The sequence below is a fragment of the Microbacterium helvum genome, from assembly GCF_014779795.1.
GTDB classification, from domain to species: domain Bacteria; phylum Actinomycetota; class Actinomycetes; order Actinomycetales; family Microbacteriaceae; genus Microbacterium; species Microbacterium helvum.
The window spans coordinates 308094-334082 of record NZ_JACXZS010000002.1 but is presented as its reverse complement, the minus strand read 5'-3'; the positions used below and the strand labels follow the sequence as shown (position 1 = coordinate 334082).

The following is a 25989-nucleotide window of genomic DNA, read 5'->3' as shown; positions in this document are numbered from 1 at the left end:
AAGGGTTCGTGACGGACGTCGACGTGGCCGGGCCGGTCGCTCCCGAAGGGGATGCCGCCGACCCGGCCCTCGTCGACGCCGCCACGTTCGCGGGAGTGCCGGACGAGTTCCAGCGCCTCTGGACCCCGCACCGGATGGCGTACATCCAGGCGGGTCCCGAGGTGCTGCGCAAGGAGTGCCCCTTCTGCGAGGCGCCGCACAAGTCCGACGAGGACGGCCTGATCGTCTTCCGGGGGCACACCGCCTACGCGCTGCTGAACCTGTTCCCGTACAACTCAGGCCACCTGCTGGTGTGCCCGTATCGCCACATCGCGACGTACGACCAGGCGACCGACGAAGAGGTCGCCGAGATCGGACGCCTGACGCAGCAGGGCATGCGCGTGCTGCGTCAGGTCTCGCGATGCGACGGGTTCAACATCGGCATGAACCAGGGCCATGTCGCCGGCGCCGGGGTCGACGAGCACCTGCACCAGCACATCGTGCCGCGGTGGGCCTCAGATGCGAACTTCTTCCCGATCATCGCCAGGACGAAGGCACTCCCGCAGCTGCTCGGCGAGGTGCGGCGCGCGGTCTCGGACGCCTGGAACGCATAAGGAGAGGGGATGCCGGGCGCCCGGCATCCCTCTTTCCACGAAGTCTCAGCGCACCTGCTCGACGGTGAACTGCAGTCGGGGATTCGCGTAGGCGTCCTGCGACTCGATGAGCTGCAGCTCTCGCTCGCCCGAGGCGTGCGTGCGCTCGAGCAGGTCGAAGACGCTCGACGTGGTGCGCGCCAGCGCGTCCGCGGCGTCGCCGGTGCGGCGGAAGTGCGCCGTGAACAGTGCGGCCGTCACATCGCCCGAGCCGTTCGCCTTCATGGGGATGTGCGGGGTCTGCACGATCCACGCGCCGTCGTCCGTGACGGCGAGCATCTCGATGGTGCCCTCGGGCCGGTCGGGTCGCTCGACGCTCGTGACGAGCACCGTGCGCGGCCCCATCTCGCGGGCGAGGTCGGCCGACGCCAGGGTGGACTCGAGGTCGGCGGGCTCGGTCTCGGTGAGGAAGCCGAGCTCGAACTGGTTGGGCGTGATGATGTCGGCCGCCGGCACGACGCGGTCGCGCAGCAGGACCGGGATGGCGGGAGCGACGAAGCAGCCCGACTTGGCATTGCCCATCACCGGGTCGCACGCGTACACGGCGTCGGGGTTGACGGCCTTGACGCGGGCGACGGCCTCGAGGATGACGTCGGCGATTCCCTCGCCGCCCTGATAGCCCGACAGGATCACGTCGATCCCGGGGAAGGCCCCGCGCTCCTCGATGCCGAGGATGACCTCGCGCACATCGTCCGGGCTGATCATCGGGCCGCGCCACGCGCCATAGCCGGTGTGGTTGGAGAAGTTGACCGTGTACACCGGCATGACCTCGACGCCGATGCGCTGGAGCGGGAACACGGCTGCCGAGTTGCCGACGTGGCCGTAGGCGACCGCCGACTGGATCGAGAGGATCTTCACCGGTCGATCATCCCACTTCGCGGACGAGGAGCCTGCCGCCTGCGGCCGCGACGGCGGCCGCGAGGTCGGCGGCCAGCTGCGCGGCATCCTCGTCGTCGAGATCGTGGACGGTCAGACGCAGGCGATGCGAAGGCTCGTCGCCCGACAGAAGGAACTCGTCGCCCGTGCGGGCGAGCCAACCGCGGCGCATGAGATGCTCCGAGACGGCGCGTGCGGCGACGGGCAGCGGGATCCACAGGTTGAGTCCGTCGCCCGCCTCGGCGTCGAGACCGTACGCGGTCAGCCGTTCGACGAACGCGGCGTTGCGCGCGGCGTAGTGGATGCCGGCCCGCGCGATGCCGGCAGCGGTCGCCTCGTCGGTCACCAGCGCGAGCGTGAGCCGCTGCAGCAGGTGACTGACCCACGTCGTGCCGGGAGTCAGGCGCATCGCCAGGCGCTCTGCCGTCTCGGGATCGGATGCCGTCACCGCCAGGCACATGTCAGGTCCGAGGAACTTCGACACCGACCGCACGAGCGCCCAGCGCCGGTGCTCGGGCGAGACGAGGGAGTGGAACGGCTGCTGAGACAGCATCGAGAAATGGTCGTCCTCGATCACGAGGACGTACGGATGGTCGCGCAGCACGGCGCGCAGCTCGGCGGCACGCGCGGCCGACAGGCTCGCGCCGGTGGGGTTCTGGGCACGGGGCGTGTGCACGACCGCCCGCACGCCCTGCTCGAGCGCGGCGCGCAGACCATCGACCGTCATCCCCTCGTCGTCGACGGCCACCGGGACGGCGCGGTACCCCCCGATCCGCACGGTGTGGATGCTCGTGAGGAAGCACGGGTCCTCCAGCGCGACGGCATCGTCGCGCGTGAGCGCCTGGGCGAGCAGCCGCTCGACCGCGTCGGCGGCACCACTCGTGATGGTGAGGCGCAGGTCGACCGCATCCAGGCCGACGCTCATCCACCCCCGCGCCCAGCGTTCGAGGTCGGGATCGATGACCGGCTCGCCGTAGAGCACCGGGCGGCCCGCCATGCTCGCCAGCGCGGGCGCGATGTCGGGGATGAGGTCCGGGTCGGGGTTGCCGGTGCCGACATCGCGCAGCACGCTGCCCGCTGCGAAGCCCTCCTGCGCGACGGGGGCGAGGTCCGCCACACGGGTGCCGCCACGGCCGAGCGTCACGACCACGCCGGCCTGCGTCAGCTGCCGGTACGCGGCGACGACGGTGTTGCGGTTGACGCCGAGTTCGTCGGCGAGCGATCGCACCGGCGGCAGCGGGTCGCCCGGGCTCAGCCGCGCACGCTCGATGAGCGCGCGCACGCTGTCGGCGATCTCGGTCGCGGATCGGCCGCGGATGTCGGAGGTCATGTCACCGTCCCTGCTCTTCGCCGGTCCTCGCCGATTGTACGGCGCAGACCATGCTATCTTTTGGCCTAGGTCAATATGTGCATTGTCCTGACCCGATCGTTCGGCGGCGTGGACCGTCGAGTTCAAGCCAAGGGAGAACCGTCGTGAGCACTGCCGACACGGGAACGGACCGCGTCAAGCGCGGCCTCGCCGAGATGCTCAAGGGCGGAGTCATCATGGACGTCGTCACGCCCGAGCAGGCCAAGATCGCCGAGGACGCCGGTGCCGTCGCCGTCATGGCGCTGGAGCGCGTGCCCGCCGACATCCGCGCCGAGGGCGGCGTCTCGCGCATGAGCGACCCCGACATGATCGATGGCATCATCGAGGCCGTCTCGATCCCGGTGATGGCCAAGGCCCGCATCGGCCACTTCGTCGAGGCCCAGGTGCTGCAGCAGCTCGGCGTCGACTACATCGACGAGTCCGAGGTGCTCTCGCCCGCCGACTACGTGAACCACATCGACAAGTGGAACTTCACGGTGCCGTTCGTGTGCGGTGCGACGAACCTCGGCGAGGCGCTGCGCCGCATCAACGAGGGTGCCGCCATGATCCGCTCCAAGGGCGAGGCGGGCACCGGCGACGTGTCGGAGGCCACCAAGCACATCCGCAAGATCAACGCCGAGATCAACGCCCTGCGCTCGATGTCGAAGGACGAGCTGTACGTCGCGGCCAAGGAGCTGCAGGCGCCCTATCAGCTCGTCGCCGAGGTCGCCGAGACCGGCAAGCTGCCTGTCGTGCTCTTCGTCGCGGGAGGCGTCGCGACGCCTGCGGACGCGGCGATGATGATGCAGCTCGGCGCAGACGGCGTGTTCGTCGGCTCGGGCATCTTCAAGTCGGGCAACCCGGCCGAGCGCGCCGCCGCGATCGTCAAGGCCACGACGTTCTACGACGACGCGAAGGTGATCGCCGACGTGTCGCGCGGCCTCGGCGAGGCCATGGTCGGCATCAACGTCGCCGACCTGCCGGCTCCGCACCGCCTGGCCGAGCGCGGCTGGTGACCGCTCCGCGCGTCGGCGTCCTGGCGCTGCAGGGCGATGTCCGCGAGCACGCGCGCGTGCTCGCGGACCTGGGCGCCGACGTGGTCGCCGTCCGTCGTCCGGACGAGCTCGCCTCCGTCGACGGCCTCGTGATCCCCGGCGGCGAGTCGAGCGTGATCGACAAGCTGTCGAGGACGTTCGGGATGCGGCATCCCGTTCGCGAAGCGATCAGCGACGGCATGCCGGTCTATGGGACCTGCGCCGGGCTCATCCTGCTCGCAGATCGCATCGCTGACGGAATCGTCGGCCAGCAGACGTTCGGGGGTCTGGACGTGACGGTGCAGCGCAACGCGTTCGGCAGCCAGGTCGACTCGTTCGAGGTGGATCTGGATGTACCCGCCCTCGGCGCCCCGCACGTGCACGCGGTCTTCATCCGCGCGCCGCTCGTCCTCGACGCCGGCGACGCGGTGGAGCGGCTCGCCACGCTCGACGACGGCCGTGTCGTGGCGGTCCGCCAGGGCGCGCTGCTCGGCACCTCGTTCCACCCCGAGGTGAGCGGCGAGGACCGGTTCCATCGCCTGTTCCTCGACATGGTGCGCGAGCGCGTCCGCTGAGGGAACAGCGCGCACGGCGGGGTAGATTCTGACGCATGACGATCAACGACTGGTGGCGCGAGCAGCCCGAGGAGCGCTACTGGATGATCGCGCCGTCGCGCGGTGTCGTCGGCGACGCCCTGTCGGCGCCCAAGGCGCGCGACGAGCACCGCTTCGAGTGGTCTCACGAGCTCGTCGGCTTCACCGAACCGGGCGACACGCTGTTCGTGTGGGACCGCACGCTGCCGGTGCCGGGCATCGCGGCGTGGGGCCGCGTGCTCGGCCCGCTCGGCGAGGAGACACGCGAGCGCCGCGGCGACGACCTGCCGCACTGGCGCATGCCCATCAGCGACACGCTGCGGCTCGCCTCGCCCATCACGCTGCCGAGTCTGCGGCGCGTCGGATCCGAGATCGTCGCCGTGCGCGACCGGGTCGAAGCCCTCACCGAGGGGCCCGTGTACTTCCCGTTCATCGGCTCGCCCGAGACGCTCGCGCCCGCCCCCGCGTACCTCACGAAGGTGCCGCGCGACCTCGTCGCGCTGCTGTCGTCGCGGTTCGGTTTCGAGTTCGCCCTGTAGCCGGGGGATAAACTGGTCCATCGGGCGAGGCGCTCACGCGCCTTCCGCTGACGAGCGATTTTCAGGAGGACCATGTCCGGGCATTCCAAGTGGGCCACGACCAAGCACAAGAAGGCCGTCATCGACGCGCGTCGTGCCAAGTCGTGGGCCAAGCTCATCAAGAACATCGAAGTCGCCGCCAAGCTCGGCGGCCCTGACCTGCAGGGCAACCCGACGCTGTTCGACGCCGTGCTCAAGGCGAAGAAGACCTCGGTCCCCAAAGACAACATCGATCGCGCCATCAAGCGCGGTGCGGGCATCGGCGGCGAGTCCGTCGAGTACGCGTCGATCATGTACGAGGGCTACGGCCCCAACGGCGTCGCGCTCATGATCGAGTGTCTGACCGACAACAAGAACCGCGCCGCGGCCGAGGTGCGCACCGCGCTCACCCGCAACGGCGGCACGCTCGCCGACCCGGGCAGCGTCGCGTACAACTTCACCCGCAAGGGCGTGATCGTGGTCGGCAGCGAGGGCACCAGCGAGGACGACGTCATGCTCGCCGTCCTCGAGGCCGGCGCCGAAGAGGTCGAGCCGCACGCGCAGGGCTTCGAGGTCATCACCGAGGCGTCCGACCTCGTGTCGGTCCGCTCGGCGCTGCAGGACGCGGGCATCGAGTACGAGTCGGCCGACGTGGAGTTCGTCCCCAACCTCAAGGTCGAGGTCGACGCCGACACCGCGCGCAAGGTGTTCCGTCTCATCGACGCGCTCGAAGACAGCGACGACGTCCAGAACGTCTACAGCAACTTCGACCTCACCGCCGAGGTGCAGGCGGAGCTCGAGTCCGACGAGGACTGAGCACACCACGGATCGAGCGGATGCCTCATCCGGCGCAGCGCGCCTGGCCGAGGCATCCGCTCCTCTCATCTAGCGTGGGGGAGTGCGAAACGGCAGCTCGCGCGGTCCGCTCCGCGTCCTCGGCATCGATCCCGGCCTGACCCGCTGCGGCGTCGGCGTGGTCGATGTCGCCGCGGACCGTTCCGCGCAGCTCGTGCACGTGGGCGTGGTCCGGTCCGACACCGACGCCCCGATCGAGGAGCGCCTGGCCGTCATCGCAGCGGGGCTCCGGCTCGTGCTCGACACGCACGCCCCCGATGTCGTGGCCGTGGAGCGCGTCTTCGCCCAGCACAACCGGGCGACCGTCATGGGCACCGCACAGGCCAGCGGCATCGCACTGCTGGTGGCGGGGGAGCGCGGCATCCCCGCCGCGACCCACACGCCCTCCGAGGTGAAGGCCGCCATCACCGGCTACGGCAACGCCGACAAGCGCCAGGTGCAGACCATGGTGGCCCGCGTGCTGCGCCTGGACGAGCTGCCCAGGCCCGCCGACGCGGCCGACGCGCTCGCCCTCGCTCTCTGCCATGCGTGGCGCGGCGCACCCGCCACCGCCGCCGCCAGCGGCTCCCTGACGCCCGCGCAGCGCGCGTGGGCCGACGCTGAGCGGCTCGCCCGGCGCTGAGCCGGTCGAAGCGTGAGGGCGCGTGTCGCTCGAACAAACGTCCGAACCACCCCGTAGGCTCGCAGCATGATCTCCTCAGTCCGCGGCACCGCCGTGCACGTCGATGCGGATTCGGTCGTCGTCGAGGTCGGGGGAGTCGGGCTCCACGTCGCGGTCACGCCGCAGGTCGCCCGCACGACCCATGTCGGCGACACCGTGCTGCTGCACACGATGCTGATCGTGCGCGAAGACGCCCTGTCGCTGTTCGGCTTCGAGTCGCGCGAAGAACTGACCGTCTTCGGCCAGCTCCTCGGTGTCACGGGTGTCGGCCCCAAGTCCGCGCTCGGGGTGCTGGCGACGCTCACCGTGCCGCAGATCGCCGATGCCGTCGCAGGCGATGACGACGCGCCCTTCCGCCGCGTGTCGGGGATCGGCCCCAAGACGGCGAAGCTCATCGTGGTGCAGCTGGCGGGAAAGATCGCGGTCTCGCGTCCCTCCGGATCGGGGGGAGTGGATGCCGCCGCCTCGGCCGCCGTCCCGGCCCAGGTCGTGCAGGCGCTGGTCGGCCTCGGCTGGTCCGAGCGCACCGCCGCCGAGGCCGTCGAGGCTGCGGCATCCGAGGCTCCCGAGTCCGACCGCGGATCCGTGCCCGCGCTGCTGCGCCTGACGCTGGCGGCACTGGGCCCGGCACGGAAGGAGACCGTCGGTGGTTGACGTCCACGACGACGCCGAGCCCGTCGACGAGACCGAGCTCGCGATCGAGGGAGCGCTGCGGCCGACCTCGCTCTCGGAGTTCGTGGGGCAGCAGAAGGTGCGCGGGCAGATGCAGCTGCTGCTCGACGCCGCACGCATCCAGCAGCGGCCCGCCGACCACATCCTGCTGTCGGGCCCGCCCGGGCTCGGCAAGACCACTCTCGCGATGATCGTCGCCCACGAGAGCGGGCGCCCGCTGCGCCTGTCGAGCGGGCCGGCGATCCAGCACGCGGGCGACCTGGCGGCACTGCTGTCGAGCCTCACGCCGGGCGAGGTGCTGTTCATCGACGAGGTGCACCGCATGGCGCGGTCCGCCGAAGAGATGCTGTATCTCGCGATGGAGGACTTCCGCATCGACATCATGGTCGGCAAGGGGGCCGGTGCGACCAGCATCCCGCTCGACCTCGCGCCGTTCACGCTAGTCGGTGCCACGACGCGTTCGGGCCTGCTGCCCAATCCGCTGCGCGACCGGTTCGGCTTCACGGCGCACCTGGAGTACTACGAGCCCGAAGAGCTCGAGCGCGTCATCGAGCGCTCGGCCGTCATGCTCGGCGTGTCGCTGCCTCCGGCGGCGCGTGCTGAGATCGCACGTCGCTCGCGCGGCACGCCACGCATCGCGAACCGCCTGCTGCGCCGGGTGCGCGACTACCTCGTCGTGCACGGCCGCACCGGCGCCGACATCGCCACCGTCGACGCCGCGCTCGACCTGTACGACGTCGATGCGATCGGCCTCGATCGCCTCGACCGGGCGGTGCTCGACGCGCTCGTGAGGCGGTTCCGCGGCGGTCCGGTCGGCCTCAGCACACTGGCGGTCGCGGTCGGCGAAGAGCCCGACACGATCGAATCCGTCGTCGAGCCCTACCTCGTGCGCATCGGATTCATGGGCCGCACACCGCGCGGACGCATCGCGATGCCCGAGGCCTACGCGCACCTCGGCGTCGCGAGCGTCGAATCGGTGCTCGGATTCGATGACCTATAATCGCTGGAGGCTTTCGCCTACCCCCCTCCTGCAAGGCACCGCCGCCACGGCGCGTGCCTGACCCGAAAGGTGCCACCGGCTCCATGGACTTCGCTGCCTTCCTGAGCAACTACGGCCTCATCATCCTGCTGGTCGTGCTCCTCGTCTTCATGTTCTGGAGCTCCCGCCGCCGTATGCAGAAGCAGAAGGCCGAGCAGGAAGAGAAGGCGCGTCAGACCGTACCGGGCTCCGAGGTGCTCCTGCAGGGTGGCCTGTACGGCACGATCGTGGCGTACGACCCCGACAACCTCGACCAGCCGGCCATCGTCGAACTGGCGCCCGGCGTCGAGATCAAGGTCCACAGCCAGGCCATCCTGCGCGTCGTGACTCCCGGCACCGACTCGGTCTCGGAGGACGAGTACCTCGAGGCCGAAGAGAGCCACGCCGAGTACGCCGAGGGCGTGGCGAACGGCGACATCAGCTCGATCAGCGACGACGCCGCCAAGGCGAAGGACAAGGACGCCGACAACGGCGACACCGCGTCCGGCACCAAGGCACAGGACTAAGGTCTGACCGTTCGCCCGTTCGGGCACCTCCAGAAAGCGAAGACGTGGCGACATCCACTCCCGTCCGGCATGCGTGGCGCGCGCTGACCGGCCTTCTCGCCATCGTGGCGATCCTCGTCGGCATCAACGCGCTCGGCGTGTACGCCTTCGGCAAGAGCTCCTGGCTCCCGTCGCTCGCGCTCGACCTCCAGGGCGGCACGCAGATCGTCCTCGAGGCGCAGACCGAGAACGGCGCCGACCCGTCGACCGAGCAGATGCAGCAGGCGGTCACGATCATCCGCCAGCGCGTCGACGCCTCGGGCGTCGGCGAGGCGGACGTGACGACGCAGTCCGGCAACCAGATCGTCGTGCAGATCCCCGGCCAGGCCGACGAGGAGACGCGCAACCGCATCGAGGCCTCCGCGCAGCTGCAGCTGCGGGCGGTGCTCTACACCGGAGCCCCCGCCAACACCTTCGTCGGCGACGACGGGAACGCGACGCCGTACCCGACGCCCGATCCGACGCTGCAGTCCACGCCCACCTCGTCGCCGACCAACGGCAGCGACCCGGCCTGGATCACGCCCGCGCTCTTCGCCGAGTTCCAGGCCTACGACTGCTCCGATCCCGCCAACGATCCCGCGAACGAGCCCAAGGACGAACCGCTCATCACGTGTGAGGCGGACGGATCGGTCAAGTACATCCTCGGCCCCGTCGAGCTCGACGGCTCGTCGATCGACGACGCCACCTTCGGCCTGCAGACGAACAACAACCAGTGGGCCGTCAACCTGCAGTTCGACGCCGACGGCACCAAGACCTTCGGCGAGATCAGCAAGCGCCTGTACGGCGCCGACGCGCCGCTGAACCAGTTCGCGTTCGTGCTCGACGGCTACGTGCTCTCCGCCCCGTCGATGAACGCCCAGATCCTCGACGGCAAGCCGAGCATCACGGGCAACTTCACGCAGGAGAGCGCGAAGGTGCTGGCCGACCAGCTCAAGTACGGCGCCCTGCCGCTGAGCTTCACGGTCGTGAGCTCGGACTCGATCTCGGCCACGCTCGGCTCGCAGCAGCTGATGATCGGCCTCATCGCGGGTCTCATCGGTCTGGCCCTCGTCGCGCTGTACTCGCTCATCGTCTACCGCGCGCTCGGCTTCATCATCATCGCCTCGCTCGTGGTGATGGCGGTCCTGACCTACCTCACCCTCTGCATCCTGGCGTGGCGCATGGGCTTCCGCCTGTCGCTCGCCGGCGTCGCCGGCCTGATCGTGACGATCGGATTCACGGCGGACTCGTTCATCGTGTACTTCGAACGCATCCGGGACGAGCTCCGCGACGGCAAGTCCATCACCGCGGCCGTCGAGGACGGCTGGGGCCGCGCCAAGCGGACGATCTACATCTCGAAGTCCATCAACATCCTGGCCGCCGTCGTGCTGTACATCCTCGCGGATGCCACGGTCAAGGGCTTCGCGTTCACTCTCGGTCTCACCACCGCGATCGACGTGTTGATCTTCATTCTGTTCACCCACCCGGTGCTGCAGCTGCTGGCGCGGACGAGGTTCTTCGGATCGGGACACCCGCTGTCGGGACTTGACCCGACCGCGCTCGGCGCCGTCTATCGAGGACGCGCGCAGTTCCGCGAGCCGGTGCTCACGACCGGCACCGCCGGCCGCCGCAATGCCAAGTCCCGCGGCGAGGCTGCGCGGCGTCAGACGATCGCCGAGCGCAAGCAGGCCGAGCAGGCCGCCGCCGAGGGCGCCAAACCCGTCACGACCGTCAAGGAAGGAGACGAGTGATGCGCTCCATGAACCAGCTCGGAAACGACCTCTACTCCGGCAAGACCTCGTTCCCCTTCGTCGGACGCCGGCGGCTGTGGTTCCTCATCGCCGCGATCCTCGTGATCGCCTCCGCCCTGGTGCCGCTGTTCCGCCCGATCCAGTTCTCGATCGAGTTCACCGGCGGTTCGCAGTTCACGGTGACCGGCCTGGAAGCGCCCATCGATCAGATCACGGCCACCGAGGCCGTGCACTCGGTCGTGCCCGATGCGACGACCAAGGTCGCGACGGTGGGCGACACCGCGGTCCGGGTGCAGACCGACCAGCTCACCGACGCCCAGAGCCGTGAGGTGACGGCAGCGCTGGCCGAGGCGTACGACGTGCCGGAGAGCGAGGTCAGCGCCTCGTTCATCGGCCCGAGCTGGGGTGCCGACGTCACGCGCCAGTCGCTGTGGGGTCTCGCGATCTTCCTCGCGCTGACCTTCCTGATCCTCGCGCTGTACTTCCGCACGTGGAAGATGTCGGTCTCGGCGATCATCGGACTGGTGGACGTGCTCGTGATCACGATCGGCGTGTACGCGCTGTTCGGCTTCGAGATCTCGCCCGCCGCCGTGATCGGATTCCTCACGATCCTGTCGTACGCGCTGTACGACACGACCGTCGTGTTCGACAAGATCCGCGAGAACACGAGCGAAGACGGCGAAGTGTCGGGCAGGACGTTCGGCGAGTCGGTCAACCTCGCCGTCAACCAGACCCTCGTCCGGTCGATCAACACGACTGTCGTCGCGATCCTCCCGACCGGTGCCATCCTGTTCATCGGCCTGGTCTGGGTCGGCGCGCAGACCCTCACCGATCTGTCGCTGGCGATCTTCGTGGGCACCATCGTGGCCGCGTACTCGACCCTCTTCGTCGCGTCGCCGCTGTATTCGCTGCTGCGCGAGAACGAGCCGGCGATCAAGACGCGCGACCAGCGCGTGCTCGACGCGCGCGCGCTCGCACGCATCCCGGCGTGACGCCGCACCTGGGCCGGCTCATCCCGGCCCAGGTGCGAGCGGCCGCGGCAGCCGTGCGGACCGGAGGGACCGTGCCGCGGGCGTAGGATTGTGGGATTCGCCGGAGGGAGGGGTTCGCGTGACCGAGACCATCCCGCCCGCCCAATCGTCCTCGCTGCGCCGTCTGGTGCCGCGCATCTTCTCGCGATCGGCGCGACGTGACGACGTCGAGCAGCTGCTGCGCACGGTGCGCACGCACCACCCCAAGGGCGACCTGTCGATCATCGAGCGCGCCTACTCGGTGGCCGAGCGGGCGCATTCCGGCCAGGCGCGGCAGAGCGGCGAGCCGTACATCACACATCCGCTCGCGGTCGCGCAGATCCTCGCCGACCTGGGCCTCGGTCCCCGGGCGATCGCCGCGGCGCTGCTGCACGACACCGTCGAAGACACCGACTACGCACTCGAGACGCTCACCGCCGAGTTCGGCGACGAGGTCGCGATGCTGGTCGACGGCGTCACGAAGCTCGACAAGGTCAAGTACGGCGAGAGCGCGCAGGCCGAGACGGTTCGCAAGATGATCGTCGCGATGTCGCGCGACATCCGCGTCCTGCTCATCAAGCTGGCCGACCGCCTGCACAACGCGCGCACGTGGGGCTTCGTCCCGCCGGAGAAGGCGCGCAAGAAGGCGACGGAGACCCTCGAGATCTACGCCCCGCTCGCGCACCGCCTCGGCATCCAGGCGATCAAGTCCGAGCTGGAGGACCTGTCGTTCGCCGTGCTGCAGCCGAAGCTGTATGCCGAGATCGACAGCCTCGTGAAGCAGCGCACGCCGCAGCGCGAGCAGTACGTCCAGAACGTCATCGACGCCGTCGACAGCGATCTGCGCGAACTGCGCATCCGCGGCCGCGTGATGGGGCGTCCCAAGCAGCTGTACTCCGTGTACCAGAAGATGGTGGTGCGCGGCCGCGAGTTCGACGACATCTACGATCTGATCGGCATCCGCGTGCTCGTCGGCAGCGTCCGCGACTGCTACGCCGTGCTCGGCGCCATCCACGCCCGCTGGACGCCGCTGCCGGGGCGGTTCAAGGACTACATCGCCACCCCGAAGTTCAACCTGTACCAGTCGCTGCACACCACCGTCATCGGGCCCGGCGGCCGCACCGTCGAGATCCAGATCCGCACCCACGAGATGCACCAGCAGGCCGAGTACGGCGTCGCGGCGCATTGGAAGTACAAGGAGCGGATGAACGGCGGCAAGACGGACTCCAAGTCCGTCGACACCGATATGGCGTGGCTCGCGCACATCTCGGACTGGCAGGCCGAGACCGCCGACCCGGGGGAGTTCCTCGACTCGCTCCGCTTCGAGATCGGCGCGAAAGAGGTCTACGTCTTCACACCGAAGGGGCGTGTCATCGGCCTGCCCGCGGGCGCCACTCCGGTGGACTTCGCGTATGCCGTCCACACCGAGGTCGGCCACCGCACGATGGGCGCGAAGGTGAACGGACGCCTCGTGCCGCTGGAGTCGGAGCTCAAGAGCGGCGATGTGGTCGAGGTCTTCACGTCGAAGAACCCCGACGCGGGGCCGAGCCAGGACTGGCTCGGCTTCGTCAAGAGCACCCGTGCCCGCAACAAGATCCGCGGCTGGTTCACCAAGGAGCGGCGCGAAGAGGCGATCGAGCAGGGCAAGGAGTCGATCGCCCGCGCGATGCGGCGGCAGAACCTCCCGCTGCAGCGTCTGATGAGCCAGGACTCCTTCTCGGAGGTCGCGCACCAGCTGCGCTATGAGGACGTCTCGGCGCTGTACGCGGCGGTCGGCGAAGGGCACGTGTCGACGCAGTCGGTGATCGAGAAGGTCACCGCGCTCGTCGCCGCCAACGACACCGCGACCGGTCCCATCGACCTTCCGCCGGTGGGACGGTCCCGCGCGCCTCGCGGCGGCGACTCCGGCGTGCTCGTGCGTGGTGCGCCCGACATCCTGGTCAAGCTCGCCAAGTGCTGCACGCCCGTACCCGGCGATCAGATCGTCGGCTTCGTGACCCGGGGCAGCGGCGTGTCGGTTCACCGCGCCGACTGCACGAACGTCGCCTCGCTGATGGAGGATCCGGACCGGATCATCGACGTCGAATGGGCGCCCACGACCAAGAGCGTGTTCCTCGTGCAGATCCAGGTCGAGGCGCTCGACCGCTCTGGACTGCTGAGCGACGTCACCCGGGTGCTCAGCGAGCACCACGTGAACATCCTGTCGGCGACGGTGTCGACGACCAACGACCGCCTGGCGCTCAGCCGGTTCGTCTTCGAGATGGGCGACATCGTCCACCTGGACCGGGTCCTCAACGCGGTTCGACGCATCGACGCCGTCTACGACGTCTACCGCGTCACCTCGTCCTGATCAGCCCTCGCCGGCGCTGCGGCGATCTCTTCGAGCAGCGCGAGGGCCGGTCGCTTGTACGGCAGGGTGCCGTGCTCCAGCCGCGCGATCGCCGGGGCCACGGCGGCGGGCCGGACGGCGGCCAGCAGGCGCGCAGCCCGGGCGTGTGTGGCATCGTCGATCCTGGTGAGGTCGATCAGGGTGCGCACCGAGGTCGTCACGCGGATGCCGCCGAGCAGTTCGAGGTCCTCGTCCGGCACGGCGGTGTCACGGTAGAGGACGTGGCGGTCGGGCACGACGTGCAGACGCCGCGTCACCGCACGCTGCACCGTGTGCCGGGCCGGCGGCTGGGGGAGTCCCCCGTGGATCCACGCCGCCGACAGGTGCGTCGCCGCCAGCGCGTCGCCGAGCACGCGCGCGAGCGATCCGGCGCGCAGCGCGGGGGTCTCCACGGCATCCGCCGGAATGTAGGCGTCACCCAGTTCGACGAGGTCGCCGTCCAGACAGGCGGCCGTCAGCTCGGCGCGCGACAGCCGGTCGTCGGCGAAGTACAGGAACGGCGAAGGCATGCGTGAAGTGTGCCCCAGACCGGCCGACGAAGGGATGCTGCCGGCCGGTGCCTGTGGACAACCGGAAGGGCCTCCGGCCGGCATGATGCCGGCCGGAGGCCCTCACAGCTGTCGTGCGGACGACTCAGCCGCCGAGCGCCTTCAGCCACGACTTGCGCGCCTCGAGCGCGTCGGACGCCTGCGCGATGGCCTTCTTGTCGCCGGACTTCTCCGCGGCCGCGAGTTCGTCCTCGAGCTTCTGGATCGCGTCGGTGAGCTGACGCGTCATGTCGTTGGCACGAGCCTTCTGCTCGGGGTCGTTGCGCTTCCAGTCCGCGTCCTCGCGCGTGCGCAGGGCGTTCTCGATGCGACGCAGCTCGTCGTCGAGCGAACGCTCGGCGTCGCGCGGGAAGATGCGGCCGATCTCGTCCCACTGGCGCTGGATGGCGGTCAGGATCGAGCGGGCCTTCGCGATGTCTCGCTCGTCGCCGACGGCCTTGGCTTCGTCGAGCAGTGCACGCTTGGCCTCGATCTTCTCGCGCGATGCCTCGGCGTCGGCGGCCTCGCGCTCGACCCGTGCACCGTACAGGGCGTCGCCGGCGGCCTTGAACCGCGCCCAGAGCGCGTCGTCGACCTTCTTGCCGGCGCGGCCGGCCGTCTTCCACTCGTCGAGCAGGTCGCGGTACGCCGGAATGCCGTCCTCACCCTTGGGTGCGAGGGCCTCGGCCCTCTCGACCAGCCGGGTCTTGCGGTCGCGGACGCCCTTGTGCGCCTCGTCGAGCTCGGCGTAGAACGCACGGCGGTGCTTGTCGACCGTGGCACGCGCATCGCGGAATCGCTTCCACAGCTGCTGGGCCGTCGACTTGGGCAGACGCGGGCCGTTCTGCTGCTGCGACTGCCACTGGTCGAACAGTCCGTTGATCTCGGCGGTCGCCTGCTTCCACTGCACCGTGCGCGGGTCGCGGGCGGCGAGGGCCTCGGCCTTCTCGACGAGCTCGGTGCGGGCCTTGACGGCATCGTCGACGGCTTCGCGGGCGGCGACGGCCTCGGTCTCGCTCTGCGCCGCGAGCGCCTCGGTGAGGGCCGCGACGCGGGCGACCAGGCTGGCGAGGTCGCCCACCGCGGCCGCGTCGACGAGCTTGCCGTTGATGGTGCGCGCGGTCGAGCGCAGGTCGGAGGCCGATGCTCCGCCGCGGCGGTGGCGCACTTCGAGCAGCGTCACCTCGCTCGCGAGGTCGGCGTACTTGCGCTCGAAGTAGGCGAGCGCCTCTTCGGGCGATCCGTCGGGGTACTGACCCACGACGCGCCAGCCGCCCGCCTCTCGGACCGACACGGTGCCGTCGTCGTCGACGCGGCCCCACGGCTCGTCGTCGCCGGTCTGCGGCGCTGACTCCTCGACGACGATCTCCGTCACCTCGACGGCGACGACCTCGCCCTCGGCGTCTTCGGTGATCTCGACGACTTCGACGACTTCCACGACCTCGGGCTCACCGGCTTCGGCCTCGGCGGGCTCCGCGGGCGCGTCGGCGGCGGCATCCTCCTCGGCAGCCGCGTCGGCGACGGCGCCGTCTGCGACGGGATTCTCGGCGGGGGACGACGCGGTGTCGTTGTCGCCGCTCTCGGGGAGTTCGGCGTCGGTCTCGGGCTGGGGGTCTGCTGCAGCAGTCACGGGATGCACCTCATCGCGGCTTGCGCCGTCTGTGGGAGTAGGACGGCTCACAGCCTAGTACGGCGGATGCCGCATCCCGGTGCTGTTGCGGGCGACGTCGCACGCGACGATCAGGGCGTGGGCGTCGGAGTCGCGCTCGTGCTCGGGGCAGGGGTCGGCGCGTCGCTCGGAGCGGGGGTCGGCGTGGGCGTGGACGTCGAGGTCGGCTCAGGGGCGGGAGCGCCGGGTCCGGCGACGAAGTACGCCGTCTGGATGCCCACGATGCCGAGCACGAGGATGCCGCCGGCGATGCCCGCGATCAGGTTGTCGCGCGTACGGCGGCGAGCCTGGTCGTCGTGGAACTGACGGCGGGCCTGATAGGTCCGCGCCCGCTCACGCGCGGCACGTGCGTCTTTGTCCTTACCGCCGGCCACAGGGCCTCCTCTGTCGTCTCGGGCGCGCTCAGGCACATAGGCCCGGGGCGGGTTGATCCTAAGGCCCGCCGGCGCGGCGGCCAAAACGCGCCGGAGCCGCTGTCGTGCCCCCGGGATAGCCTGGGAGCGTGACTTCGCCGACCGCGCTCTTCCAGGGGCTGACGCCGCTGGCCGTGCGGATGCGCCCGTCGTCGCTCGACGAGGTGGCGGGCCAGTCGCACCTCCTGCGCTCGGGGTCGCCATTGGTGACGCTGGCGAATCCGGATGCCGCTGCCCGAGCTGCGACGTCCGTCATCCTGTGGGGTCCTCCCGGGACCGGCAAGACGACGCTCGCCCAGGCGATCGCGCGCTCGTCGGGTCGGCGTTTCGTCGAGCTGTCGGCGGTGACGGCCGGCGTCCGCGACGTCCGCGAGGTCATGCAAGAGGCGCTCACGCAGCGCGATCTGTACGGCCAGTCCACGATCCTCTTCCTCGATGAGATCCACCGGTTCACCAAAGCGCAGCAGGACGCACTGCTCCCGGGCGTCGAGAACGGGTGGGTCGTGCTGATCGCGGCGACCACCGAGAACCCGTCGTTCTCCGTGATCTCGCCGCTGCTGTCGCGTTCGCTGCTGCTGACGCTCAAGCCGCTGACCGATGCCGACCTCGCGATGCTGCTCGACCGCGCGGTATCCGATGCGCGCGGGCTGGCTGGGGCTGTCCGGCTCGGCGACGACGCCCGCGACGCGCTCGTGCGGCTGGCCTCGGGCGACGCGCGCCGGGCCCTCACAGCGCTCGAGGCGGCGGCATCCCTCGCGATCCCCGAGGAACCGGACGAGGAGGCCGACGAAGAAACAGCGGTCCCCGAGATCACCGCCGACCAGGTGGCGCAGGCCGTCGACCGCGCGCTGCTGCGGTACGACCGGCAGGGCGACGAGCACTACGACGTCATCAGCGCGTTCATCAAGTCGATCCGAGGCTCGGATGTCGACGCGGCGATGCACTACCTCGCTCGCATGATCGAGGCGGGCGAGGACCCGCGGTTCATCGCGCGCCGGCTCATCATCTCGGCCGCCGAAGACATCGGCCTGGCCGACCCGCAGGCGCTGCCCATCGCGGTCGCGGCAGCCGACGCGGTGCAGTTCATCGGCATGCCCGAGGGCCGCATCCCGCTCGCCGAGGCCACCGCCTACCTCGCCACCACGGCGAAGTCGAACGCCGCCTACCTCGCCATCGATGCGGCCATCGCCGACGTGCGCGCTGGCGGTTTCGGGCGCGTGCCGGTGCATCTGCGCGACGCGCATTACCCCGGCGCCAAACGCCTCGGCCACGGCAAGGGGTACGTGTATCCGCACGACTCTGAGATCGGGATCGCGCCGCAGCAGTACCTGCCCGACGAGCTCCGGGGTCGTCGCTACTACGAGCCGAAGGCGCTCGGCGCCGAGCGCGACGTTCAGACACGACTGGAGAAGATCCGCCGCATGCTCGGCGGCGAATGATCGTCACCGAATCGTGATCCGGGCTCTCCGAGGTCATGAGACAATCAGCCCACCGTCGACGCACACGGGATGACGGAACCGAAGGGCGGGGCGATGCGCGATCGACGTCAGCATGTGCTCCCGCTGCTCGTCGTGCTCGCCTCGGGCACGCTGCTGCTCAGCGCCTGCGCCACGGGACACCTCGCGACCGCACCCACCGCTGACGATCCCGGCCTGCTCACCACGAGCTACCCGGTCACGGTGCTGGATGACGGCGACGGAGCGGAGCTGTGCCTCGGGGGCGTCCTGGACTCCCTGCCACCGCAGTGCGGCGGCCCGTCGCTGGTCGATTGGGACTGGGCAGAGCACGAGGGCGACTACGAAGAGTCGGACGGCGTCCGCTGGGGGAGCTTCCTCGTCACCGGCACCTACGATGCCGACGCCGACAGCTTCACCGCGACGGACGTCATCCCCGGCTCCGATGCCGAGTCTCCGCAGGCCACGATGCCCGACTTCTCGTCACCGTGCCCTGAACCCTTCGGGGGCTGGCGCGTGATCGACGAGGCGAAGGCGACCCCGGAGTCGATGGATGCCGTCTTCCAGCGCGCACAGCGACTGCCCGGTTATGCGGCCGCGTGGCTGGATCAGTCACCGAATCCGGCGTCCGGCACGAGCACGCCGGACGATCCTGAGCAGACGATGAACGACCCGCGGCTCTCGATCGTGAACGTGCGCGTGACCGGCGACCCCGCCGCGGCGGAGGCGGATCTGCGCGAGGTGTGGGGCGGGATGCTCTGCGTCACCCGCGCCGAGCGCACCGCCGGCGAACTGCAGAACATCCAGGACGAGATCATGGAGTCGACCGACGGCGTGCTGTCGATCGGTCCGAACGGCACGGCCGGATCCGTGAGCGTCACCGTCATCCATGACGACGGGACGCTCCAGACCGGCTTCGACGACCGGTACGGCCCCGGCATCGTCCAGGTCTCGTCGGCACTCGTTCCGGCGGGCTGATCGGGTGAAAGCCCGCGTCTGATAAGCTTGAGCGGCTCGAAACGCAGTTTTCGGGCATCCCCTCTCTTCTTCACCTACCTTCCGGCATGCCCCGGCGTGCAGTCCGGACAGGGCGAAGACAGGGCGATACGTCCGCGAGCCGTGAAAGACACGGCAGCGTCATCGAAAGGAACACTTCGTGGCAACGAAGTCCCAGGACCGCCGCAAGGTCCGTCTGTCCCGCGCTCTCGGCGTGGCCCTCACCCCGAAGGCCGCCAAGTACCTCGAGAAGCGCCCCTACGCTCCGGGTGAGCACGGCCGCACCAAGCGCAAGCAGGACAGCGACTACGCCGTCCGCCTCCGCGAGAAGCAGCGTCTGCGCGAGCAGTACGGCATCCGCGAGAAGCAGCTGCGCATCCAGTTCAACGAGGCCCGCCGCACCCAGGGCCTGACGGGTGAGAACCTCGTCGAGCAGCTCGAGATGCGTCTGGACGCGCTCGTGCTGCGCGCCGGCTTCGCCCGCACCACCGCGCAGGCGCGCCAGCTCGTCGTGCACCGCCACATCCTCGTGGACGGCCAGCTCGTCGACCGCCCGTCGTTCCGCGTGAAGCCGGGTCAGCTCATCCACGTCAAGGCCAAGAGCGAGGGCATCGAGCCCTTCCAGGTCGCAGCTCTCGGCGGTCACGCCGAGGTCCTGCCCCCGGTTCCGGGCTACCTCGAGGTCGAGCTCGACAAGCTCCAGGCCCGTCTCGTGCGCCGCCCCAAGCGCGCCGAGGTCCCCGTGGTCTGCGACGTCCAGCTCGTCGTCGAGTACTACGCAGCTCGCTGAGTTCTGCGAACACGCGAAGGGCGTCGGGGTCACCCGACGCCCTTCGTCGTTTCCGCATACGATGGAGGGATGCCGCGCCCCGGCGGCCCGCGAGGAAGTGGTGACATGAAGAACCTGGTGTGGTTCCTGCTCGGCATCGCCGGAGGATTCGTCGTGGCTCACTTCATGAACAAAGACCCGCGCGGGCACGAGATCCTCGCCGACGTCGACGCGCGCATCACCGAGTTCACCGATCGCATCGGGGACGCGTACCGCGAGCAGGAGGCCCGCTTCGCCGGCATCGTCGACGACGTGCGGGACGCCGCGGCGGAGGCCGCCGGCACCGCCAAGGACGCGGCATCCACCGCCGCCGACGCCGTCGCGGACGCCGCGAAGAACGCGGCCGACAAGCTCACCGACTGACCGTCGCATACCGCTCACCGGCAGGGCCGGAGAGTCGGCGTGCCGCCCGACACGCATCCGCACGTACAGCAAGGACCCGCATGAAGACCGCCGAGATCGCGCAGCGCTACCTCGATTACTTCGAGAAGAACGGCCACACCATCGTCCCCTCGGCGTCGCTGGTGACCGATGACCCCGCGCTGCTGTTCACGGTGGCCGGGATGGTCCCGTTCATCCCGTACCTGTCGGGCGATGTGCCCGCCCCCTACGCGCGCGCGGCCGACAACCAGAAGTGCATCCGCACCAACGACATCGAAGAGGTCGGCAAGACGCCCCGTCACGGCACGTTCTTCCAGATGCTCGGCAACTGGTCGTTCGGCGACTACTTCAAAGAGGGCGCGATCCGCTACGCGTGGGAGCTGCTGACCAGCCCGGAGGAGGACGGCGGGCTCGGATTCGACCCCAAGGACCTGTGGGTCACCGTCTACGAAGAGGACGACGAGGCGCACGACCTCTGGCTGCAGCTGACGGACCTGCCCGCCGAGCGCATCCAGCGCCTGGGCAAGGACACCAACTACTGGAGCACCGGGCTCCCTGGTCCCGCCGGGCCGTGCTCGGAGATCTTCTTCGACCGTGGCCCCGCGTACGGCATCGACGGGGGTCCCGCCACCGACGACGACCGCTACGTCGAGATCTGGAACCTCGTGTTCATGCAGTACGAGATCACGAATGTGCGCTCGAAGTACGACTTCGACATCGTCGGCGAGCTGCCGAACAAGAACATCGACACCGGCATGGGCCTGGAGCGCATCGCGTTCATCAAGCAGGGCGTCGACAACATGTACGAGACCGACCAGGTGCGTCCGGTCCTCGACAAGGCCGTGGAGCTCTCGGGCCGCACGTACGGCGCGAACCACGAGGACGACGTGCGGTTCCGCGTCGTCGCAGACCACGTGCGCTCGTCGCTCATGCTGATGTCGGACGGGGTCACGCCATCCAACGACGGCCGCGGCTACATCCTGCGCCGTCTCATGCGCCGCGCGATCCGCTCGATGCGCCTGCTGGGCGTCGACGGGCCGACGTTCGAGGTGCTGTTCACGGCATCCCGCGACGCCATGAAGAGCGCGTACCCGGTCGTCGAGACCGACTGGGCCCGTATCTCGCAGTACGCGCTGGCCGAAGAGGCGACGTTCCTGCGCACGCTGGCGGCGGGGGAGTCGATCCTCGAGGAGTCGCTCGTCGAGACGAAGTCCTCCGGCGGCACCACGATCGCCGGCGCCGAGGCATTCCTGCTGCACGACACGTACGGCTTCCCGATCGACCTCACCCTCGAGATCGCCGAAGAGGCGGGCCTGTCGGTCGACCGCGCCGCGTTCGACACCCTCATGCAGGAGCAGCGCGCCCGCGCGAAGGCCGACGCGCGCGCCCGCAAGCGCCAGCTCGCCGACACCAGCGTCTACCGCGATCTGCGCGCGCTGGGCGAGACCGGATTCACCGGATACACCGACCTCGAGACCGAGTCGCGCGTGCTCGGCATCCTCGTCGACGGCGTGTCGGTCGACCGTGCCACCACGGGTCAGATCGCCGAGGTGATCCTCGCCGAGACCGCGCTGTACGCGGAGTCGGGCGGTCAGGTCGCCGACAAGGGCGTCATCGTCGGTCCCGGCTACGAGCTCGAGGTGCTCGACGTGCAGAAGCCCGTGCCGGGCCTCATCAGCCACACCGTCGAGGTGTCGTCCGGCGAGGTCGGCGTCGGCCAGCCGGCGACGTCGGTGGTGGATGCCGCCAACCGGCGCGCTGCCCGTCAGGCGCACTCCGCCACGCACCTGGTGCACGCCGCGCTGCGCGACACGCTCGGCAAGACGGCCACGCAGGCGGGGTCACTCAACCGTGCCGGGTACATGCGCTTCGACTTCTCGTGGGGCCAGGCGCTGTCCGACGAGACGAAGAGCGAGATCGAAGAGATCGCCAACAACGCGGTCCGCGACAACCTCGAGGTGACCACCCGGGTGCTGCCGCTGGACGAGGCGAAGTCCCTCGGCGCGATGGCGCTGTTCGGCGAGAAGTACGGCGACACGGTGCGGATGGTCGACATCGGCGGTCCGTGGTCGCGCGAGCTGTGCGCGGGCACCCACGTGTCGACGAGCGCCGAGATCGGCCTCATCAACCTGGTCGGCGAGTCGTCGGTCGGCGCGTCCAACCGCCGCGTCGAGGCGCTGGTGGGTCTCGACGCCTTCCGGTCGCTCGCGGCCGAGCGCGCGCTCGTGTCGCAGCTGACCTCGTCGCTGAAGGCGCCGCGCGAGCAGCTGCCGCAGCGCATCGCCGAGCTGCAGGCGAACCTCAAGGCCGCCGAGAAGAAGATCGCGGCGTTCGAGGCGAAGGCCCTCGGTGATCGTCTGCCGGCGCTGACTTCGGCCGCCACCCGTGTCGGCGATACGCTCGTCGTGGCCGAGTCGCTCGGGTCGGCAGCATCCGCCGACGACGTGCGCTCGCTGGCGCTGCAGGTGCGCGAGCGCCTCGGTGCGGACGCTGCCGTGGTGGCCCTCGGTGCTGTGGTCAACGATCGTCCGATCGTGATCGTCGCGACCAACGACGCCGCGCGCGCAGCCGGCGCCAAGGCGGGCGTGCTCGCCAAGACCGCGGCCGGAGTGCTCGGCGGCGGCGGCGGCGGACGCGACGACGTCGCCCAGGGCGGGGGAGCGGATGCCGCGGCCCTGCCGACCGCGCTGACGTCGGTGAAGGACGCCGTCGGCGCGTGAGCGGCTTCAGACGCGGCGCCAGGCTCGGCATCGACGTGGGCAAGGCCCGTGTCGGCGTCGCGAAGAGCGACCCTGACGGGCTGCTCGCGACGCCGGTCGAGACCGTGCCGCGCGACGACGCCTCGGTGGCGCGCATCGCCGCGCTGGCCGAGGAGCACTCGGCGTTCGAACTCTACGTCGGGCTGCCGCTGAATCTGCGCGGCGAGGACACGCCGTCGACGCAGGACGCGCGCGAGTTCGCGGCGGCCCTGGCGGCCGCGACCGGACTGGGCGTGCGACTGGTCGACGAGCGGCTGTCGACGGTGTCGGCGCACGCGGCCCTGCGTGGTTCGGGCAGATCCCAGCGATCGTCGCGTAGCATCGTTGACCAGGTCGCCGCGGTGGTGCTGCTCCAGCAGGCACTCGATGTCGAGAAGAGCACCGGCCGCCCGCCCGGAATCCCCGTCCCCCAGGAGCCCGCCTGATGCCCGACTCATCGCCCGACGGCGAAGCTGCACCCCTGTCGCGTCGCGCCGCCCGTGAGGCAGCGGCACGAGCGGCGGCGACAGGAGCGACGCCCACGGCGGCGACAACGCCCAGCGTGCCGGCAGCATCCGCCGCGCCCTCCGCGCAGCCCATGCCGGCGGCATCCACACCTCCCGCTGTCGCTGCTCCCAGCTGGGACGCGTTGGTGACCGGTTCGACGCCCGTCGTCGGGAGCGGTCCCATCTCCGCGGTGCCTGTCGCGCCGACCAAGCTGACGGTGGCCGCGATCCACGAAGAGGCTCCCGCAGAGCCGGTGCCGGGAAGCGGCTTCCAGCCCGTCCCGCTGCGGGCGCCGCGCCCCACCCGCACCGACGTCGACGCGACGCCCGAGACCGACCCCTGGCTGTTCTCAGGCGACACCGCGCCCGCGATGCCCTACAGTCGTGGCAACACCGGCGCGAACGCGACGGTGACCGCCACGGCGACCCGGACGGCGACGCTGCCGGACGTGACGCCAGAACCGACCGCGCAGCGCCCTGCTTCGGGGACGCTCGATGATCTGTTCAGTGGTTCGACCTCGACGGACGACATCGGACACGTGCCACCGCCCAAGAACAAGAAGCGCCGCCGCATCGGCGGATGGATCGCGCTCGGGGTCGTGCTGCTCATCCTCGGCGGCATCACAGCCGGCGGCCTGTACGTGTGGAACACCTACGAGGACAAGATCCGCGAGGTCATGGGCTGGGAAGAGCCCAAGGACTATGAGGCGGGGCTCGCCAACGGCGAGGCGACGATCACGATCTCGTCCGGCGACACGGGGCAGCCGATCTCGACGGCGCTGTACGAGGCCGGAGTCACGAAGACGGACGACGCCTTCTACGACTACCTGATCAAGACGGGGCAGAACCCGAACTTCCAGCCCGGCGTCTACAAGCTGCAGAAGCAGATGACGAGTGAGGCGGCGCTTGCCGCGCTGATGGACTCCGCGAATCGCGAAGAGAACACGGCACAGATCCCCGAGGGCTTCACGGTCGACGGCACGCTGGAACGCATCGCTGAAGGCACCGGCATCCCGCTGGCCGATCTGCAGGCCGCCGCAGCCGACCCCGCCGCCTATGGCATCACCGTCAATCCTGCCATCGCCGCCGCGGGCGGGCAGCCGCTGGAGGGCTGGCTGTTCCCGGCGACGTACACGTTCGATCCGGGCGTCACTGCGCAGACGGCGATCCAGACGCTGGTGAACCGCACGATCGAATCGCTGGATGCCGCGGGGGTGCCTGCGGACCAGCGCCAGCGCGTGCTGACCGTCGCGTCGATCATCCAGCGCGAGGCGCGCTTCGAGGACGACTTCTACAAGGTCTCGAGGGTCATCGAGAACCGTCTTCTGCCGGACAACCAAGAGACCTTCGGCAAGCTGCAGATGGACTCGACCGCGCAGTACGGCTTCGGCGAACTGCACGACGGCACCGCCAGCACGTCGGACGAGGCGCAGAACGACCCCAACCCGTGGAACACGTACTACGTGACAGGACTTCCGGTCGGCCCGATCGCCAATCCCGGCGACGTCGCCATCGATGCCGCGATGCATCCGGCCGACGGCCCGTGGCTGTACTTCGTGACCGTGAACATGGATTCCGGCCAGACCGAGTTCACCACCACGTACAACGAGCACCTGAAGTTCGTGAAGCAGATGCAGCAGTGGTGCTCCGAACACCCGGATTCGGGGTGCTGACGCCGGACGCGACGCGGCTCGCCGTGTGGGGGGACCCCATCGCGCACAGCCGCTCGCCGCAGCTGCACTCGGCGGCGTATGAGGTGCTGGGGCTCGAGTGGACCTATGGCCGACGCCGTGTCGACGAGGCGTCGTTCGCCCACGAGCTCACCGGCTTGGACGACTCGTGGCGCGGCCTGTCGCTCACCATGCCCCTCAAGGGCGTCGCCTTCGCCGCAGCGGCGAACCGCGATCGCCGGGCCGACCTGACCGGTGCCGTCAACACGCTGCTGCTGCACTCCGATGGCCCGCGCGGCTTCAACACCGATGTCGGCGGGATCGTGCGCGCCCTCGCGGATGACGGCATCGCCTCGGTGCCGCGCGCGCGGATCGTCGGTGCCGGCGCGACGGCGACCTCGGCCCTCGTGGCCCTCGGCGAACTGGGCGCCGAGGCCGTCGAGGTCGTCGCGCGTCGTCCCGAGGCGGTCCGGCCGCTCACCGCGCTCGGCGCCCGCCTCGGCATCGAGGTGACCGCGGCGCCGTTCGCGGCATCCCCCTCTCACGACGTCCCCCTCACGATCGCGACGCTTCCCGGCGATGCGCCGGTGGCGGATGCCGCTGCCGACACGCTCGCCCAGACCGGCGGCCTGCTGCTCGATGTCGTCTACGGACACTGGCCGACGGCGCTTTCGGCGGCGTGGGACCGCATCGGCGGGGCTGCGCGGTCGGGCCTCGGGATGCTGCTGCACCAGGCCGTGCTGCAGATCCGGATCTTCCAGCACGGCGACCCCGACATGCCGCTCGAGGCCGAGACGGACGTGCTCGAAGCGATGCGCCGCGCGCTCGAGACGCCCGCGGCGGCGTAACCGGCTCCCGGGGCGTG

The 25989-nt window shown here is 70.1% G+C and carries 25 protein-coding genes; 20 read left to right on the top strand and 5 right to left on the bottom strand.

The genetic code is table 11. The features are described from left to right. Positions 1-23 precede the first annotated feature (23 nt). A complete protein-coding gene (locus tag IF188_RS04705) occupies positions 24-593 on the top strand; it encodes an HIT family protein (protein ID WP_191170758.1) in 570 nt (189 codons plus the stop codon). Positions 594-638: 45 nt separating this feature from the next. On the opposite strand, the gene pdxY is transcribed toward IF188_RS04705, so the two are convergent. Continuing rightward, entirely contained in the window at positions 639-1490 is an 852-nt protein-coding gene (gene pdxY, locus IF188_RS04700; protein WP_191170625.1) for a pyridoxal kinase PdxY, read from the bottom strand. 7 nt (positions 1491-1497) lie between these two features. After that, complete coding sequence (locus IF188_RS04695; RefSeq protein ID WP_191170624.1) at positions 1498-2838, bottom strand: aminotransferase class I/II-fold pyridoxal phosphate-dependent enzyme; 1341 nt, start codon at positions 2836-2838, stop codon at positions 1498-1500. 143 nt (positions 2839-2981) lie between these two features. On the opposite strand from IF188_RS04695, the gene pdxS reads away from it, so the two are divergent. The 11 genes from pdxS (at position 2982) to IF188_RS04640 (ending at position 13902) form a co-directional block, all read left to right on the top strand. Next, on the top strand, positions 2982-3872 hold the full coding sequence (gene pdxS, locus IF188_RS04690; RefSeq protein ID WP_191170623.1) for a pyridoxal 5'-phosphate synthase lyase subunit PdxS: 891 nt from the start codon (positions 2982-2984) through the stop codon (positions 3870-3872). Then, positions 3869-4465 (top strand): pyridoxal 5'-phosphate synthase glutaminase subunit PdxT, encoded by a 597-nt coding sequence (gene pdxT, locus IF188_RS04685; RefSeq protein ID WP_396652738.1) that lies wholly within the window; start codon positions 3869-3871, stop codon positions 4463-4465. Before pdxS ends, pdxT begins: the two co-directional genes overlap by 4 nt. A 35-nt stretch (positions 4466-4500) precedes the next feature. Further along, entirely contained in the window at positions 4501-5022 is a 522-nt protein-coding gene (locus IF188_RS04680; RefSeq protein ID WP_191170622.1) for a hypothetical protein, read from the top strand. A 72-nt stretch (positions 5023-5094) separates the two neighbouring features. Beyond that, positions 5095-5856, top strand: a complete 762-nt coding sequence (locus IF188_RS04675) for a YebC/PmpR family DNA-binding transcriptional regulator (protein ID WP_191170621.1) — start codon at positions 5095-5097, stop codon at positions 5854-5856. An 82-nt stretch (positions 5857-5938) separates the two neighbouring features. Next, positions 5939-6517 carry a crossover junction endodeoxyribonuclease RuvC gene (gene ruvC, locus IF188_RS04670; protein ID WP_191170620.1) on the top strand — a complete coding sequence of 193 codons (579 nt, stop codon included), beginning with the start codon at positions 5939-5941 and terminating at the stop codon, positions 6515-6517. A 66-nt stretch (positions 6518-6583) separates the two neighbouring features. After that, the gene (ruvA, locus tag IF188_RS04665) at positions 6584-7210 is read left to right on the top strand and encodes a Holliday junction branch migration protein RuvA (protein WP_191170619.1); all 627 of its coding nucleotides are present in this window, start codon (positions 6584-6586) and stop codon (positions 7208-7210) included. Beyond that, positions 7203-8228, top strand: a complete 1026-nt coding sequence (ruvB, locus tag IF188_RS04660) for a Holliday junction branch migration DNA helicase RuvB (protein WP_191170618.1) — start codon at positions 7203-7205, stop codon at positions 8226-8228. The genes ruvA and ruvB overlap by 8 nt, the downstream gene beginning before the upstream one ends. Before the next feature lie 83 nt (positions 8229-8311). Further along, entirely contained in the window at positions 8312-8773 is a 462-nt protein-coding gene (locus IF188_RS04655; protein ID WP_191170617.1) for a preprotein translocase subunit YajC, read from the top strand. Between the two features lie 44 nt (positions 8774-8817). Further along, on the top strand, positions 8818-10542 hold the full coding sequence (gene secD / locus IF188_RS04650) for a protein translocase subunit SecD (protein ID WP_191170616.1): 1725 nt from the start codon (positions 8818-8820) through the stop codon (positions 10540-10542). Continuing rightward, on the top strand, positions 10542-11534 hold the full coding sequence (gene secF / locus IF188_RS04645) for a protein translocase subunit SecF (RefSeq protein WP_191170615.1): 993 nt from the start codon (positions 10542-10544) through the stop codon (positions 11532-11534). The genes secD and secF overlap by 1 nt, the downstream gene beginning before the upstream one ends. Positions 11535-11652: 118 nt before the next feature. Next, a complete protein-coding gene (locus IF188_RS04640) occupies positions 11653-13902 on the top strand; it encodes a RelA/SpoT family protein (RefSeq protein WP_191170614.1) in 2250 nt (749 codons plus the stop codon). Here IF188_RS04640 and IF188_RS04635 read toward each other — a convergent pair. From IF188_RS04635 to IF188_RS04625, 3 genes are all read right to left on the bottom strand, one after another. Next, positions 13881-14450, bottom strand: a complete 570-nt coding sequence (locus tag IF188_RS04635) for a hypothetical protein (protein ID WP_191170613.1) — start codon at positions 14448-14450, stop codon at positions 13881-13883. The two genes, IF188_RS04640 and IF188_RS04635, sit on opposite strands and share 22 nt — an antisense overlap. A gap of 124 nt (positions 14451-14574) precedes the next feature. Then, entirely contained in the window at positions 14575-16098 is a 1524-nt protein-coding gene (locus tag IF188_RS04630) for a DUF349 domain-containing protein (RefSeq protein WP_318152780.1), read from the bottom strand. A 110-nt stretch (positions 16099-16208) separates the two neighbouring features. Next, complete coding sequence (locus IF188_RS04625) at positions 16209-16511, bottom strand: dioxygenase (protein ID WP_191170612.1); 303 nt, start codon at positions 16509-16511, stop codon at positions 16209-16211. Positions 16512-16690: 179 nt separating this feature from the next. Between IF188_RS04625 and IF188_RS04620 the strand changes: the two genes are divergently transcribed. The 8 genes from IF188_RS04620 to IF188_RS04585 all read left to right on the top strand — a co-directional run bounded on the left by IF188_RS04620 (position 16691) and on the right by IF188_RS04585 (position 25972). After that, positions 16691-17989: a replication-associated recombination protein A gene (locus tag IF188_RS04620; protein WP_224751487.1), complete on the top strand. Its 1299-nt coding sequence runs from the start codon at positions 16691-16693 to the stop codon at positions 17987-17989. Positions 17990-18082: 93 nt separating this feature from the next. Continuing rightward, positions 18083-18982, top strand: coding sequence for a hypothetical protein (locus IF188_RS04615; RefSeq protein ID WP_191170610.1), 900 nt, complete (start codon positions 18083-18085; stop codon positions 18980-18982). Between the two features lie 178 nt (positions 18983-19160). Beyond that, positions 19161-19790: a 30S ribosomal protein S4 gene (rpsD, locus tag IF188_RS04610; protein WP_018170803.1), complete on the top strand. Its 630-nt coding sequence runs from the start codon at positions 19161-19163 to the stop codon at positions 19788-19790. A gap of 105 nt (positions 19791-19895) precedes the next feature. Continuing rightward, positions 19896-20192, top strand: coding sequence for an ATPase (locus IF188_RS04605; RefSeq protein WP_191170609.1), 297 nt, complete (start codon positions 19896-19898; stop codon positions 20190-20192). A gap of 80 nt (positions 20193-20272) precedes the next feature. Beyond that, a complete protein-coding gene (gene alaS, locus IF188_RS04600; RefSeq protein WP_191170608.1) occupies positions 20273-22930 on the top strand; it encodes an alanine--tRNA ligase in 2658 nt (885 codons plus the stop codon). Continuing rightward, a complete protein-coding gene (gene ruvX / locus IF188_RS04595; protein ID WP_191170607.1) occupies positions 22927-23394 on the top strand; it encodes a Holliday junction resolvase RuvX in 468 nt (155 codons plus the stop codon). The genes alaS and ruvX overlap by 4 nt, the downstream gene beginning before the upstream one ends. Continuing rightward, a complete protein-coding gene (mltG, locus tag IF188_RS04590; RefSeq protein ID WP_191170606.1) occupies positions 23394-25127 on the top strand; it encodes an endolytic transglycosylase MltG in 1734 nt (577 codons plus the stop codon). The genes ruvX and mltG overlap by 1 nt, the downstream gene beginning before the upstream one ends. Beyond that, complete coding sequence (locus IF188_RS04585; protein WP_318152779.1) at positions 25094-25972, top strand: shikimate dehydrogenase family protein; 879 nt, start codon at positions 25094-25096, stop codon at positions 25970-25972. The genes mltG and IF188_RS04585 overlap by 34 nt, the downstream gene beginning before the upstream one ends. Positions 25973-25989: the final 17 nt, after the last annotated feature.

Coding starts and splice junctions, on each gene's coding strand:
- IF188_RS04695 (WP_191170624.1), bottom strand. CDS start 2,838: ATGACCTCCGACATCCGCGGCCGATCCGCGACCGAGATCGCCGACAGC.
- IF188_RS04675 (WP_191170621.1), top strand. CDS start 5,095: ATGTCCGGGCATTCCAAGTGGGCCACGACCAAGCACAAGAAGGCCGTC.
- secF (WP_191170615.1), top strand. CDS start 10,542: ATGCGCTCCATGAACCAGCTCGGAAACGACCTCTACTCCGGCAAGACC.
- IF188_RS04605 (WP_191170609.1), top strand. CDS start 19,896: ATGAAGAACCTGGTGTGGTTCCTGCTCGGCATCGCCGGAGGATTCGTC.
- alaS (WP_191170608.1), top strand. CDS start 20,273: ATGAAGACCGCCGAGATCGCGCAGCGCTACCTCGATTACTTCGAGAAG.
- IF188_RS04655 (WP_191170617.1), top strand. CDS start 8,312: ATGGACTTCGCTGCCTTCCTGAGCAACTACGGCCTCATCATCCTGCTG.
- IF188_RS04620 (WP_224751487.1), top strand. CDS start 16,691: ATGCGCCCGTCGTCGCTCGACGAGGTGGCGGGCCAGTCGCACCTCCTG.
- IF188_RS04680 (WP_191170622.1), top strand. CDS start 4,501: ATGACGATCAACGACTGGTGGCGCGAGCAGCCCGAGGAGCGCTACTGG.
- IF188_RS04635 (WP_191170613.1), bottom strand. CDS start 14,450: ATGCCTTCGCCGTTCCTGTACTTCGCCGACGACCGGCTGTCGCGCGCC.
- IF188_RS04615 (WP_191170610.1), top strand. CDS start 18,083: ATGCGCGATCGACGTCAGCATGTGCTCCCGCTGCTCGTCGTGCTCGCC.
- ruvA (WP_191170619.1), top strand. CDS start 6,584: ATGATCTCCTCAGTCCGCGGCACCGCCGTGCACGTCGATGCGGATTCG.
- mltG (WP_191170606.1), top strand. CDS start 23,394: ATGCCCGACTCATCGCCCGACGGCGAAGCTGCACCCCTGTCGCGTCGC.